Source organism: Gordonia caeni (assembly GCF_039537105.1).
GTDB lineage: Bacteria > Actinomycetota > Actinomycetes > Mycobacteriales > Mycobacteriaceae > Gordonia > Gordonia caeni.
Genome location: NZ_BAAAZW010000003.1, coordinates 134144 through 148353 on the forward strand (window position 1 = coordinate 134144; position 14210 = coordinate 148353).

The window sequence follows — 14210 nt, forward strand, 5'->3', positions numbered from 1 at the left end:
AAAGGACTTGTGATGCGCACCCAGGCCGCACTGCTCAGAAGTACCGACGGGCGCTTTTCGCTCGAGGACATCGACCTCGACGAGCCGGGCCCCGGCGAGGTCGCCGTCCGGATTGTCGCGGTCGGCGTGTGCCACACCGACGTCCTGCCCCGTGTGGTTCCGCTCGCTCCCCTTCCCCTCATCCCCGGCCACGAGGGCGCCGGAGTGGTCGCGAGCATCGGCCCCGGCGTCGTCGACGTCGCGGTGGGCGACCACGTGGTGCTGTCGTTCTCCTCCTGCGGCCACTGCGAGTCGTGCCTGTCCGCGCACCCCGCCTACTGCGACGAGTTCGGTCCGCGGAACATGTCCGGGCGTCGCCCGGACGGGAGCGGCGGCGCCACCGACGCCGCCGGCGACCCGGTCGGCGCCCGCTGGTTCGGCCAGTCGTCCTTCGCCCGCCACGCCGTCGTCGCCGCCCGCGACGTGGTCGTGGTCCCCGACGACCTCCCGCTGGAGGCCCTCGGCCCCCTCGGCTGCGGCGTCCTGACCGGCGCCGGAGCGGTTTTCACCGCCCTAGAGGTGACGCCGGGCACCTCCCTGGTGGTCAGCGGGGCCGGGGCCGTCGGGCTCTCCGCGATCATGGCCGCCGCGGCGGCCGGCGCCACCACCATCGTGGCCGTCGACCTCAACGCCGACCGGCTGGCACTGGCCCGGGAGCTCGGGGCCACGCACGTCGTCGACGGCGCCGCCGACGACGTGGCCAAGCAGCTGCGTGCCATCCGACCGGGCGGGCTGCGCTACGCCCTGGACACCACCGGCGTGCCGTCGGTGATCTCCACCGCCCTCGACTCCCTCCGGGTGAATGGCGTCTGCGGGATCGTCGGCATTCAGCGCGGCCCGTTGTCGATCGGTCCCGCGCAGTTGACCGTCGGCCGCACGCTCAAGGGCATCATCGAGGGCGACGCGGTGCCCCGCCAGCTGATCCCCCGACTGCTCGACCTGTGGGCCCAGGGCCGCTTCCCGTTCGACCGGCTCGTGCGGACCTACCCGCTCGCGCGCATCGACGACGCCGAGCGGGCCATGCGCTCCGGCGAGGTCGTCAAGCCCGTCCTCGTCATGGACTGACCGCCCCACCCGACGACTTCGGCCCCGGCATCCCCCGCGAGGAGGATGCCGGGGCCGAATCTCGCTGTGCGCCCGGCGACCGGCTCAGCACCGAGCGGCGGCCGCTTCGGCGCGGGCGGCCGCGAACTCCAGGGCCTCGGCCCAGTCGGCGCGGCGCGCGATGAGGGCGCGGTACTTCATGATCTCGGTCGGACGAGCCAGCGTCAGCGCGCCGACCAGCCGGTCACCGCGCCGATAGAGCGCGACGAACCGATGCGCGTCCACGTCCCCGTCCACCACGACCACCTCGTCGGCGCGGGCCACCCCGGCGAACTGGATGCGGACGCCGTACCAGTCGGACCAGAAGTAGGGAACGGTGGAGTACGGGGTCGCCGCCGCCGGGTCCAGCGCGTTGCGGGCGGCCAAGGCGCCCTGCTCCGCGGCGCTGGTCCAGTTCTCCAGGCGCATGGTCTCGTCGAACAGGTCGTTGTGCCACCGGACGGCATCGCCGGCCGCGTAGACCCCGGGTACCCCGGTGGCCAGCGTCGCGTCGGCCAGCACGCCGTCGTCGGCCGTCACGCCGGAATCGGCCAGCCAGTCGGTGTCGGGCACCGCGCCCACGCCGACCACCACGAGGTCGGCGTCCACCGTGCTCCCGTCGGAGAGCACGACGCGCTCGACCCGACCGTCGCCCTCGGCTCCTACCGCGGTCACGCCGGTCCGCAACGCAGTGCCGTGGGCCGGGTGCAGTCGCGCGCACACCGCCCCCATCTCCTCGCCGATCGCCCGGGCCAGGGGGGTGTCGGAGGCCTCGACCACCGTGGTCGCCAGGCCGCGGCCGCGGGCCGAGGACGCCACCTCCGACCCGATGAAACCGGCGCCGATGACCACTGCGTGCGCTCCGTCGGACACCGCCGATCGCACCGCGACGGCGTCGTCCAGGGTGCGTAGAGTGTGCACCCCGGCGTGGCCCTCGAGTGCGGGCAGCGATCGGGCGCGGGCGCCGGTCGCGATCACGAGCGCGTCGTACGGAATCTCCCGGACGCCCACCTGAACGCTTCGCACCTCGGTGTCGAGGCCGGTCGCAGGCTCGCCCAGGACGAGGTCGATGCCGAGCTCGGCCAGCGACTCGCGGTCGCGGTAGACCGGCGTCGGGCGGTCGTCGGCGTCCAGGAACGCCTTGGACAGGGGCGGCTTGTCGTACGGCAGGTGGTCCTCGGCGCCGATCATCGTGACCGTGCCGGTGAAGCCGTTCCGTCGCGCTGCTTCGGCGGCCCGCAGTCCGGCGAGCGAGGAGCCCACCACCACCAGTCGGGACGGAGTCATCAGGACTCCACCAGTCGGAGTGCGTTGGTCGGGCAGCCGTCGACGGCCTGCATCAGTGCGCCTCGACGTTCCTCGGTCACGGCTTCCCCGTGGATGATCAGGGCGCCGTCGTCACCGATCTCGAAGACCTCGGCGGCGAACGATTCGCACAGGCCGATCCCGGTGCACTTGTCCTGGTCGAAGATGATCTGCATCAGAGGCTTCCTTCGGTGAGAGTGAAGATCGGGTAGTGCTCGCCACCCGAGGCTTGCAGGTAGACGGCCCGCACCGGGGCTCCGGCCCGGTCGGGCACGCCATCGGCCAGGCGGGTGTACAGCCACGGCCCTTCGGTCAGTTCGACCACCGCGACGGTGTAGGGCACCAGGGCGGCGAACGCCGGACTGGGGGCGCGGTGCACGACGGTCCAGGTGACGACCGTGCCGGTGCCGGCCGCGGTGATCCACTCCAGCTCGGTGCTGTAGCACTCGAGGCAGGTGGTCGACTCCGGTGCCAGCAGGGCCGCGCAGTCGGTGCACCGACGGATCCGGAGCTCGCCCGCTTCCGCGGCGGCGAAGAACTCCTGACTCTTGGCGTCGGAGCGGACGTCCGGCCAGGTGGCCGTTGTCTCGTCGGTACTCATCCCACAACCCCCTCGGGTGCGTTCGGACTCAGGACCAGGGTCGAGTGGTGTTCGAGGACACCGCCGCTCCCGCTGACGACGATGACGTCCCGGTCGGCGACCTGCCGCTCACCGGCGTGTCCGCGGCCCTGGACCACGGCCTCGATGATCGGGGTGAATGCGGTGAGGTAGTAGGAGGACAACTGCCCGCCGCCGGTGTTGCAGGGCAGGGAGCCGCCGGGGGCGAGACGGCCGTCGGCCACGAAGTCGCCGCCCTCGCCCTTCGCGCAGAACCCGTAGTCCTCGAGGGTGACCAGCACGGTGTAGGTGTACGAGTCGTAGAGCTCGAGGAGGTCGACGTCGCCCGGGGTGATCCCGGCGCGCCGCATCGCCTCCGGGCCCGACTGGGCCGCACCCGTGACGAGCCCGAACTGCGAGCCCCGAGCCATCACCTGCCCGGGGTGGGCCTGCGCCGAAGCGAGAATGTGGATGGCGGGCTGGGCCAGGTCGCGGGCGCGTTCGGCGCTGGTGACGATCACGGCCGCGCCCCCGTTGGAGACCACGCAGCAGTCGAGCAGGTGGAAGGGATCGGCCACCATCGGGGAGGCCTGGTGGTCGGCGAGGGTGATGGGTGCGGTGAACTGGGCGTCGGGGTTCATCCCCGCCCAGGCGCGTTGGCCCACGGCGATCGCGCCGAGCTGCTCGCTCGTGGTGCCGTAGGTCTCCATGTGCCGACGGGCGGCCATCGCGTAGAAGACGTTCGGGGTGATGGCGCCGTTCGCCACGTGCAGTCCGGCGAATCCGGCGGGGATCCGACGGTTGCCGCCGCCGAACGCGTCCCGGGCGGAGCCCTTCGGCTTCAGCGGCGCGTCCGCGAAGACGCAGGCCACGGCCGACGCGGCGCCCGATTCCACGGCCCGGGCGGCCATCGAGAGCATCGCCGCCGGGCTCGCCCCCAGGGCGTGAACCTCGCTGAGCAGCGAGAGGTCACGCAGACCCAGTTGCTTCTGCAGGCTCAGCGTCGGGCGGCCCTGGGTTCCGGGGGTCACCAGCAGGCCGTCGATCTGGTTCAGGGTCAGGCCCGCGTCGGCGGCCGCCAGGCGCACCGCCTCGGCCGCGAAGTCACTGGCGCTTTGGCCGTAGACCTTGCCGACGTCGGTGCATCCCAGTCCTGCGATCGCGGCCGTCATCGTCCCTCCCAACGGGGAACGCGCTTCTCGATGAAGGCCCGGGGGCCTTCCTTGGCGTCGGCCGTGCGCATGACCTTCTTGATGCGCGCGTCGCTGTAGGCCCACACCTCCGGAGCCCAGTCCGAACCCAACGCGTACGAGTGATGGATGACCTCCTTGCTGGCCGCGACCGCGAGGGGCGCGTTGGCGGCGATCTCGTCAGCGAGCGCGACGGCCTCGTCGAGCACCTGCTCGGCCGGGACCACGCGGTTCACCAGCCCCCACCGCAGTGCGGTCTCGGGGTCGATGGGCCGGCCGGTCATCGCGTACTCGAGGGCGATGGCCAGCGGGATGCGCCGGGGCAACCGAATGAGACCTCCGCCAGCGGCGATGATGCCGCGCTTGACCTCGGGCAGGCCCAGGGTCGCGGACTCGCTCATGACCGCCAGGTCGCAGCACAGCATCAACTCGGTACCACCGCCGAGGGCGTAGCCATTGACCGCCGCGATGAGCGGCTTGTCTGTGAAGGCTCGCATGAACCCGCCGAACCCGCGCTCGCGCTGACTGGGGTCCACCAGCGGTCGCCCCGCCGCGACTTCCTTCAGGTCCGCCCCCGCGCAGAACGCCTTCCCGGCGCCGGTGAGGACGCCGACCCGCAGCTCGGGATCGGCGACGAACTCGTCGACCACGCGTTGCACGGCGAGCGACATCTCGGCGTTGATCGCGTTCATCACCTCGGGTCTGTTCAGGGTGATCACGGCGACGAGCCCGCGCCTGGCGAGCGTAACCGTGTCGGCAGCTTCCATGATGTGTGTCCTTACGTCTCGACGAATCTCTCCACACCATAGTACTAACCGTACGCTCGGTCAGTCAATCGGGTCAGCGGGTTTCCCTGTAAGGATCGTTTTAGGGGGTTCACTGACTGGCTATGGGCGCAGATAGTGTCGGGGCAGCAGGCGCGTAGGGCGCTCGCATCAGACTCCAGTACCGCTGGAGGCTCAGGCTGGAACGTCTCCAAACTTGCGGCGGCGGTTCAAGTCTTCGGTGTACAAACACGTCCTTGACCGCGCACAGATACAACTTGCCCTCATCCGTGCGGTGCTCTGTGATGTCGGTCAGCCACAACTGGTTGACGTCATCAGTGGAGAACTTGCGTTGGACCAAGTCGTCATGGATCGGCGGACCGGGGCGTTTACCGTTGTTACCGCGCTTCTTGCCGAACACCTACCACCAGGTGTTATCGCGACTGATCCGCCAGGCGGTGCGCTCACACATCACCTCGCCGGCCGCGGCAGCCTCCTCCGTTAGGAACCGGTAGCCGAATTCGGGGTCGTCTCGGTGTCCTAGTCTTCTGCCGTTTCCGCTCGATCTGCGCGAGACTTGCCCGGTCCAGACTATGTGACGGCTGTGACCAGAGTGGCTCTACCGTCCAGTAGTCCAGGATTTCGGTCCGCCAGTCCAGGCTCCGGGCGTCTGCGGCAACATTGGATGTGACGCACGTCATCGTCGATTCCCAAACTTAAGCGGAACAGACTCAACTCTGGGAGTGTTGGAAACCAGTGAGAGGCCGACTCGGCCTCCTAGACTTGAGCCCGAAGATCCGCTTTCGGGGAGGGACATCGACCGAATGACGAAAGGCGAATGCTAGTGGACAGCTTCACTCCGACCACCAAGACGCAGGCTGCACTGCAGGCTGCCGTACAGGACGCGGCCGCGGCGGGTAATCCCGACGTGCGCCCGGCCCACATCCTCGTCGCCCTGCTGGAGCAGGCCGACGGAATCGCCACCCCGCTGCTCAAGGCGGTCGGGGTGGACCCCAAGCAGATCCTCACCGAGGCCAAGAACCTGGTGAGCCGCGCACCCGTCGTCTCCAGCTCGAGCGCGCAGCCGCAGCTGAGTCGTGAGTCGATCGCCGCGATCACCGCGGCGCAGAACCTCGCGACCGAGCTGAACGACGAGTACGTCTCGACCGAGCACTCGATGGTCGGCATCGCGACCGGTGACTCGGACGCCGCCAAGCTCCTGCAGAATGCCGGTGCGGGTCCGCAGGCACTGCGCGAGGCCTTCCAGGCCGTGCGCGGTACCGCCCGTGTGACCAGCGAGAACCCGGAAGACACCTACCAGTCGCTGGAGAAGTACTCCACCGATCTGACCAAGCGTGCCCGCGAGGGCGAGCTGGACCCGGTGATCGGCCGCGACAGCGAGATCCGGCGGGTGGTGCAGGTGCTGTCCCGCCGCACCAAGAACAACCCGGTGCTGATCGGCGAGCCGGGCGTCGGCAAGACCGCGATCGTGGAGGGCCTGGCCCAGCGCGTCGTGGAAGGCGACGTCCCGGAATCGCTGCGCAACAAGACCGTCGTCTCCCTGGACCTGGGTGCGATGGTGGCCGGCGCCAAGTACCGCGGCGAGTTCGAGGAACGGCTCAAGGCCGTCCTGGACGAGATCAAGGCCGCCGACGGCCAGATCATCACCTTCATCGACGAGCTGCACACCATCGTGGGTGCCGGTGCCACCGGCGACTCGGCGATGGACGCCGGCAACATGATCAAGCCGTTGCTCGCCCGCGGTGAGCTGCGACTGGTCGGCGCCACCACGCTCGAGGAGTACCGCCAGTACATCGAGAAGGACGCCGCGCTGGAGCGCCGCTTCCAGCAGGTCTACGTCGGCGAGCCCTCGGTGGAGGACACCATCGGCATCCTGCGCGGCCTCAAGGATCGTTACGAAGTGCACCACGGCGTGCGCATCACCGACTCCGCGCTGGTCGCCGCCGCGACCCTGTCCGACCGCTACATCACCTCCCGGTTCCTGCCGGACAAGGCGATCGACTTGGTCGACGAGGCCGCCTCACGCCTGCGCATGGAGATCGACTCCCGGCCGATCGAGATCGACGAGATCGAACGCGTCGTCCGCCGCCTCGAGGTGGAAGAGCTCGCCCTGGAGAAGGAGAGCGACGCCGCCTCCAAGGATCGCCTGGACAAGCTGCGCGGCGAACTGGCCGATCACCGCGAGAAGCTCAGCGAGCTGACCGCCCGCTGGCAGGCGGAGAAGAACACCCTCGACGCCGTCCGCGACGTCAAGGTGGAGCTGGAGAACCTGCGCGGCGAGGCCGATCGTGCCGAGCGCGACGGTGATCTGGGACGCGCCGCCGAGCTGCGCTACGGTCGCGTCCCGGCGCTGGAGAAGGAACTGGCCGCCGCGATCGAGAAGACCGGCGGCGACGCCACCGGAGACGTGATGCTCAAGGAGGAGGTCGGACCCGACGACGTCGCCGAGGTGGTGTCGGCGTGGACCGGCGTCCCCGCGGGCAAGATGCTGGAGGGCGAGACCGAGAAGCTGCTCCGCATGGAATCGCACATCGGCCAGCGCGTCATCGGTCAGGAAGAGGCCATCGTGGCCGTGTCCGACGCGGTCCGCCGCGCCCGGGCCGGCGTCGCCGACCCGAACCGGCCCACCGGATCGTTCCTGTTCCTGGGGCCCACCGGTACCGGTAAGACCGAGCTGGCCAAGGCGCTCGCCGAGTTCCTGTTCGACGACGAGCACGCGATCATCCGGATCGACATGAGCGAGTACGGCGAGAAGCACAGCGTCGCCCGCCTGGTCGGTGCGCCTCCCGGCTACGTCGGCTACGAGGCCGGCGGTCAGCTGACCGAGGCCGTGCGGCGCCGCCCGTACTCGGTGGTGCTGTTCGACGAGGTGGAGAAGGCGCACCCGGACGTCTTCGACGTGCTGCTGCAGGTTCTCGACGAAGGACGCCTGACCGACGGTCAGGGCCGGACGGTGGACTTCCGCAACACCATCTTGATCCTGACGTCCAACCTGGGCGCCGGCGGCGACCGCGATCAGGTGATGGCCGCGGTGCGGGCGGCGTTCAAGCCCGAGTTCATCAACCGGCTCGACGACGTGCTGATCTTCGAGGCGCTGAGCCCGGATCAGCTGGTGGCGATCGTCGACATCCAGCTGAAGAACCTGGCCGACCGGCTGGCGCAGCGCCGGCTGACGCTCGACGTCACCACCGAGGCCAAGCAGTGGCTCGGCGAGCGCGGCTACGACCCGCTGTACGGGGCACGGCCGCTGCGCCGCCTGGTGCAGCAGGCCATCGGCGACAAGCTCGCCAAGGCCCTGCTGGCCGGCGACATCCGCGACGGCGACACCGTGCACGTGGACGTCGACGACGCCACCGACTCGCTGAAGATCAGCTGAGCCGACAAGCTCTGCAGCCCGCGGACCCGACGGCCCCGCACCGGACACCGGTGCGGGGTCGTCGCCGTGCGGGATGTCGCGGAGCCGATTAGGGTCACGGGCGACACCCCGATACGGCCATGGGAGGCCCTACAGATGCACATGACGCGCAAGTCGGCACTTGTCGCCGGAGCGGTCGCCGCGGCGCTCGCGCTCGCGGGCTGCGGGGACGACGGCGACTCAGGGCCGGATACCGTCACCGTCACCTCGACACCGCAGGCCGCGCAATCGCCGACCCACGCCGACTCGATGGCGGGCGGCGACAGCGGCCAGCGCTCCGGCGGCGACTACACCGCAGCCGACGACCAGACCGTGCGCATCACGCAGACCCCGGCCAGCGTCCGCTGCACCGGCGGCGAGGTGATCGTCGCCGTGCCGTCGGCGCAGGTGGCGATCACCGGAAACTGCGACGACCTGAAGATCGAGTCGTCCGGCGGCACGATCACCGCCGAGAACGTCGACGATCTCGACATCACCGGCTCGGGCAATACGGTGACCGCCGGCGTCGTCGACGATCTGGACATCGACGGCGACGACAACTCGGTGACCGCCCAGCGCATCGACGACGTCGACCTGAACGGCAACGCCAACACCGTCGCCTACCGGGAGGGCTCGCCGGAGATCGACGACGAGGGCAGCGGCAACACGGTGGGCGCCGGCGGCTGATCGCCGACAATCGTTCGCGCAGACTATAGACGGCTGTCCTCGCGCTGACTACGCTCGGGCGAATGCCTGCAAAGCGCACAATCGTCATCACCGGCGCGAGCGACGGAATCGGGGCGGTGGCCGCACGCGCGCTGGCCGGACCCGACGTCCAGCTGGTCCTGGTCGGCCGATCGGCGGAGAAGGTCGCGGCCGTCGCCGCCGACACCGGCGGGATCGGGCTGACCGCCGACTACGCCAGCCTGGACCAGGTTCGCGGGCTCGCCGATCAGATCACCGCCCAGGTCGGCGGCATCGACGTCCTGCTCAACAATGCGGGCGGCACGTTCGAGCCGGAGATGCGCACGGTCGACGGCCACGAACCCAACTTCCAGATCAACCATCTGGCCGGATTCCTGCTCGCCAACCTGCTCCGCGAGCGTCTGGCCGCCGCGGCCGAGGGCGCGCTGGTGCTGAACACGGCCAGCGTCGGCAATCTGTTCGGGCGGGTCGATCTGGCCGACCTGGATTGGGAGAGGCGCCGCGCCTTCCAATCACGGTGCTACGGCACCAGCAAACTGATGAACATCATGTTCACCCGAGGTATCGAGGCTCGCTGGGCCGACGACGGAATCGTCTCGGCCGCAGTGCATCCCGGTGTGGTGGCCAGCCAGTTCGGCCGGGATTCGGCGGCAGTCGGGCTGATCTACCGCACGCCCCTGAGTAAGGTGGCCGCGATCTCTCCGGAGAAGGGCGCCGAGCCGCTGATCACGCTCGCGCAGCGAGGCGCAGATCCCGATGTCAACGGCGTGTACTTCAACCGGTTCCGCGCGCGCGGCCGGGAGAATCGGCAGGCGCACGACCCCGAATTGATCGACGGACTGTGGGCGGCCTCGGACCGCCTCGCCGGTCTCGGCTGACCGGTCGACCCGGCGGGCGGCGGCGCCGCCGGTGGCTGGGCACATGATCTCGTCTGCACTCGATCGGCGACGGCAGCGGATTACCCTGAGGGCCATGACCTTCCCGAGTGTCGCCGAGATCGCCCAGGCCAAATACGTCATGTTCACGACCTACAAGAAGGACGGCACACCGGTGGCCTCACCGCTCTGGGCCGCGCCCGACGGAGACGACCTGGTTGTGTGGACCGTGGCCGACTCGTGGAAGGTCAAACGCCTCCGGCGCAACAACAACGTGCTGGTGCAGGCCTGCGATGCGCGCGGCACCAAGACCCGCGGCCCCGTCGTCGCCGGGGTCGGCGAGGTGATCGACGGATCTCTCGCGGCCCGGCGGATCGAGCGCAAGTACGGCATCTTCGGTCGGCTGACGGTCCTCGGCTCCCGGCTGCGGCGCGGTGCCGCCGGCACCGTCGGGATCCGCGTGCGCGACGTCGTCTGACCCGCGCCGGATCTCCACCCCTCCCAGCCCTTGCGGTCATGCCGCATCGGCCATATTGTGAACCTCGTTCAGAATTGGATTAGGTGAGCCTAATAATCGCCGATGGCTTCGGCGGGAGGTCACCTCAGGAGAGGAGGGCACCGTGACGACGACCGTGTCCACGTCCGACGCCCGGCCTGCCTCATCGCGGGAGGTGAAGGTGCAGCAGAAGGCCGGTGCCCGCGCGCTGAAAGACGTGATGGCCCCGGTCGCGGGCCGACTCGCTCTCGGGCGCGTGCTGGCGGTGATCTCGGCGGTACTGGCGGTGGTGCCGTACGTGGCGCTGGTGCACATCGGCGATCTGCTGCTCGACGCCGCCCGCGCCGGTTCGGCGGTGGACGGGGAGGCGGTGGATCGCTGGCTGCGCATCCTGATCGGTGCTTTCGCGTTGCGGTTGCTGATCTACTTCGTCGCACTGCTGATCACTCACCTCGCGGATATCACGCTGGGCAACGTGATCCGGCTGCGGCTGGTGCGGCGGCTGTCCCGCGTGCACCTGGTCTGGTTCACCTCCACCAACTCCGGCCGGGTCCGCAAGGCCCTGCAAGACGACATCGGGACCATCCACCACCTGATCGCCCACCAGCCGGTCGACGGCACCAACGCGATGGTGATGCCGATCGCGCTGATGGCCTACGCCTTCGTCATCGACTGGCGACTCGGCCTGCTCGCCGTCGCCACCCTGCCGCTCTACGTCGCGGCGATGGCGCTGTCCATGCGCGGCATGGGCGAGAAGACGGTGCAGATGGACACCCGGCTGTCGGCCGTGTCAGCCCGCATGGTGGAGTTCGTCACCGGTATCACGGTGGTCAAGGCGTTCGGCCGCGTCGGCCGCGCCCACCGCAGCTACCAGGAGTCCGCCGACGAGTTCCAGGAGTTCTACTACAACTGGGTGCGACCGCTGATCCGGGTCAGTTCCTTGGGCAACTCGCTGCTCGCGGTGCCGCTGATCCTGCTGATCAACATCGGCGGCGGCGCCTGGCTGGTCCACCGCGGACTGGTGACCACCGCCGACGTCCTGGCCACCTCGCTGATCGCCCTGCTGATCCCGTACGCGATCGAGACCCTGATGAACTCGACGTGGGCGCAGCAGATGGCCGGGGCCTCGGCGTTGCGCATCGTCGACCTGCTGGCCACACCGGTGCTCGACGACGCCGGGCCGGCGCGCACGCCGGCCTCGCACGGCGTCGTCTTCGACGGCGTCAGCTACTCGTACGGTTCGGGCGATGACGCCGTCCTGGCCCTGGACGGCGTCTCGCTCGAGTTGACACCCGGCACGGTCACCGCGCTGGTGGGGCCGTCCGGGTCCGGGAAGTCGACCATCGCGACCCTGCTCGCGCGGTTCGACGACCCGCGCGCCGGCACCATCACGATCGGCGGGGTCCCGGTTCCAGAGGTCGCCGACCTGTATTCGCGCGTCGGCTTCGTGCTGCAGGATCCGCAGCTGCTGAACATCAGCCTCCGCGACAACATCGCGCTCGGCCGACCCGGTGCCACCGACGACGAGGTGCGCGCAGCGGCCCGGGCCGCGCAGGTGCTCGACGAGATCGAGGAGCTACCAGACGGATTCGACACCGTCTACGGCGCGGACACCGGACTGTCCGGGGGCCAGGCGCAGCGCATCGCCATCGCCCGCGCGATCCTGGTCGACGCCCCGATCCTGATCCTGGACGAGGCCACCGCGCTGACCGATCCGGAGTCCCAGCACCAGATCCAGCGGGCGCTGTCGGATCTGGCGCGCGGCCGCACCGTACTGCTGATCGCCCATCGGCCCGAAGTGATTCGAGGCGCCGACCAGATCGTCCTGGTCGACGGCGGCCGCGTGATCGCCACCGGTACTCACGAGCAGTTGGTGACGCACCCCGGCTACGCGCACCTGTGGCGCAACGCGCACGCCCACCCCGACACCGAAACCGAAGGAGTCCGGTGATGACCACGACGGACAACGCCGGCGCACGCCGCAGCCTGCCGCTGATCGACATCATCCCGCGGCTGCGCCGCATGATCAGCCGCCCCGAGGCGATGACCCCCGCGCTCGGGCTGGCGGTGCTCACCGGACTGATCGAGGGGCTCGCCCTGGCCGCGCTGCTGCCGGCGATCAGCTCGCTCGCCGAGGAGGCCCCCGTCTGGGGTCTCGGCGTCGGCGGCTGGCTCTGGGTCTTCGCGGTACTCGCCGTCGCCGGATTCGGCCTCAACTATCTGCAGAACCAGAAGTCGTATGCGGTGGCGCTGGACTTTCTGCACAGCATTCACCGGCTGATCGGCGACCAGGTGGCCAAACAGCCGCTGGGCTGGTTCGCGCGCCCACTGGCCGGACGGCTCTCGCGGATGGTCTCCACCGAGTTGATGTCGGCGGGCGAGATCTTCGCGCACATGATGGGGCCGCTGGTCTCGCGGATCTCCGCGGCGGCGGTGATCGTCGTGGCCGCCTGGTTCTGGAATCCGCTGCTGGGGCTGATCCTGACCGTCGCCATTCCGGTCTTCGCCGCCATCACCCTGCTGTCGACGGTGCTGTTGCGCAAAGGTCAGGCGATCCACGAGCCGCACGAAGTCGATCTCGCCGACCGGATCGTCGAGTACGCGCAGTGCCAGGGCGCGCTGCGGTCGTGCGGCCGCTCGGCCGACTTCGGCCCGCTGTCGAACGCACTCGAGCAGACCCGGGCGGCCAAGACGCGTGCGCAGTGGATCGAGACCGCCGGACTCCTGCTCAGCGGCATGGTGACCCAGGGCGTGATCGTCGCGCTCATCAGCGTCACCGGCTCGCTGGCCGTGTCCGGATCGCTGGAACCGATCCCCGCACTGGCCTTCATCGGCCTGGCGTTGCGGTTCACCACCACGCTGTCGAACATCACCGAGAGCGCGATGGCGCTCGAGTCGCGCAGACAGCTCCTCGACTCGCTCGACGAGGTGCTCACCGCTGAGGCGCTGGGTGAGCCGGCGAGTCCGGCGACCCTGACCGCGCCCGGCAGCATCGAGCTGTCGGACGTGACCTTCGGCTACCACGAGGGCGGCGAACCGGTGCTGCGTGAAGTCTCGCTGAGCGTCCCGGCCGGATCGATGGTGGCCCTGGTGGGGCCGTCCGGCAGCGGCAAGACCACCGTCGCCCGGCTGGTGAGCCGGTTCTACGATGTGGATTCCGGTCGGGTGCGGGTGGGCGGCGTCGACGTCACCGAGCAGACCGGTGAGCAACTGATGGCGCAGCTGTCGATGGTCTTCCAGGACGTCTACCTGTTCGACGACACCCTGGTGGCCAACGTCGCCGTCGGACGCGAGGACGCGACGCAGGAGCAGATCCGGGAAGCCGCCGACCTGGCCGGCGTCACCGAGATCGCCGAACGCCTGCCCGACGGCTGGGCCACCCGCGTCGGCGAGGGCGGGCGTGCGCTGTCCGGGGGCGAACGCCAGCGCGTCGCCATCGCGCGGGCGCTGCTGAAACGGGCGCCGATCGTGCTGCTCGACGAGGCCACCTCCGCTCTCGACATCGAGAACGAGGCGAACGTCGTCGCGGCGGTGGAGAAGCTCCGCGAGCAGGCGACCATCCTGATCATCGCTCATCGGCTCGACACCATCGCCGCCGCGGACCTGATCGTCGCCCTCGACGACGAGGGACGCGTGGAGGGCGAAGGGACGCACGACGACTTGATCGCCGCCGGCGGGACGTATGCCCGTTTCTGGCACCGCCTGCAGAGCGCCCGGGGGTGGCAGCTCACCGACTAAGC

The 14210-nt window shown here is 69.8% G+C and carries 12 protein-coding genes and 1 pseudogene; 7 read left to right on the forward strand and 6 right to left on the reverse strand.

The genetic code is table 11. From position 1 onward, the window contains the following. The first annotated feature begins 12 nt into the window (after positions 1-12). The gene (locus ABD732_RS05715) at positions 13-1104 is read left to right on the forward strand and encodes an NAD(P)-dependent alcohol dehydrogenase (protein ID WP_344781513.1); all 1092 of its coding nucleotides are present in this window, start codon (positions 13-15) and stop codon (positions 1102-1104) included. A gap of 84 nt (positions 1105-1188) precedes the next feature. Here ABD732_RS05715 and ABD732_RS05720 read toward each other — a convergent pair whose 3' ends face one another. The 6 genes and pseudogenes from ABD732_RS05720 to ABD732_RS18745 form a co-directional block, all read right to left on the reverse strand. Then, positions 1189-2409, reverse strand: a complete 1221-nt coding sequence (locus ABD732_RS05720) for an NAD(P)/FAD-dependent oxidoreductase (RefSeq protein ID WP_344781515.1) — start codon at positions 2407-2409, stop codon at positions 1189-1191. After that, positions 2409-2603, reverse strand: coding sequence for a ferredoxin (locus ABD732_RS05725; RefSeq protein ID WP_344781517.1), 195 nt, complete (start codon positions 2601-2603; stop codon positions 2409-2411). The genes ABD732_RS05720 and ABD732_RS05725 overlap by 1 nt, the downstream gene beginning before the upstream one ends. Next, a complete protein-coding gene (locus ABD732_RS05730) occupies positions 2603-3028 on the reverse strand; it encodes a Zn-ribbon domain-containing OB-fold protein (protein WP_344781520.1) in 426 nt (141 codons plus the stop codon). Before ABD732_RS05730 ends, ABD732_RS05725 begins: the two co-directional genes overlap by 1 nt. Beyond that, a complete protein-coding gene (locus tag ABD732_RS05735) occupies positions 3025-4197 on the reverse strand; it encodes a thiolase family protein (RefSeq protein ID WP_344781522.1) in 1173 nt (390 codons plus the stop codon). The genes ABD732_RS05730 and ABD732_RS05735 overlap by 4 nt, the downstream gene beginning before the upstream one ends. Next, on the reverse strand, positions 4194-4982 hold the full coding sequence (locus ABD732_RS05740; RefSeq protein WP_344781524.1) for a crotonase/enoyl-CoA hydratase family protein: 789 nt from the start codon (positions 4980-4982) through the stop codon (positions 4194-4196). Before ABD732_RS05740 ends, ABD732_RS05735 begins: the two co-directional genes overlap by 4 nt. A 235-nt stretch (positions 4983-5217) precedes the next feature. Beyond that, positions 5218-5400, reverse strand: a pseudogene (locus ABD732_RS18745) (IS3 family transposase); the annotation flags it as partial. Between the two features lie 423 nt (positions 5401-5823). Between ABD732_RS18745 and clpB the strand changes: the two are divergent. From clpB to ABD732_RS05775, 6 genes are all read left to right on the forward strand, one after another. Continuing rightward, entirely contained in the window at positions 5824-8376 is a 2553-nt protein-coding gene (gene clpB, locus ABD732_RS05750) for an ATP-dependent chaperone ClpB (protein ID WP_344781526.1), read from the forward strand. A gap of 141 nt (positions 8377-8517) precedes the next feature. Continuing rightward, complete coding sequence (locus ABD732_RS05755; protein ID WP_344781528.1) at positions 8518-9081, forward strand: DUF3060 domain-containing protein; 564 nt, start codon at positions 8518-8520, stop codon at positions 9079-9081. 62 nt (positions 9082-9143) lie between these two features. Continuing rightward, complete coding sequence (locus ABD732_RS05760; RefSeq protein WP_344781529.1) at positions 9144-9977, forward strand: SDR family NAD(P)-dependent oxidoreductase; 834 nt, start codon at positions 9144-9146, stop codon at positions 9975-9977. Between the two features lie 94 nt (positions 9978-10071). Then, on the forward strand, positions 10072-10452 hold the full coding sequence (locus tag ABD732_RS05765; RefSeq protein WP_344781530.1) for a PPOX class F420-dependent oxidoreductase: 381 nt from the start codon (positions 10072-10074) through the stop codon (positions 10450-10452). A 142-nt stretch (positions 10453-10594) separates the two neighbouring features. Then, positions 10595-12421, forward strand: coding sequence for an ABC transporter ATP-binding protein (locus ABD732_RS05770; protein WP_344781533.1), 1827 nt, complete (start codon positions 10595-10597; stop codon positions 12419-12421). Further along, positions 12421-14208 (forward strand): ABC transporter ATP-binding protein, encoded by a 1788-nt coding sequence (locus ABD732_RS05775; protein WP_344781535.1) that lies wholly within the window; start codon positions 12421-12423, stop codon positions 14206-14208. The genes ABD732_RS05770 and ABD732_RS05775 overlap by 1 nt, the downstream gene beginning before the upstream one ends. The last annotated feature ends 2 nt before the right edge of the window (positions 14209-14210 follow it).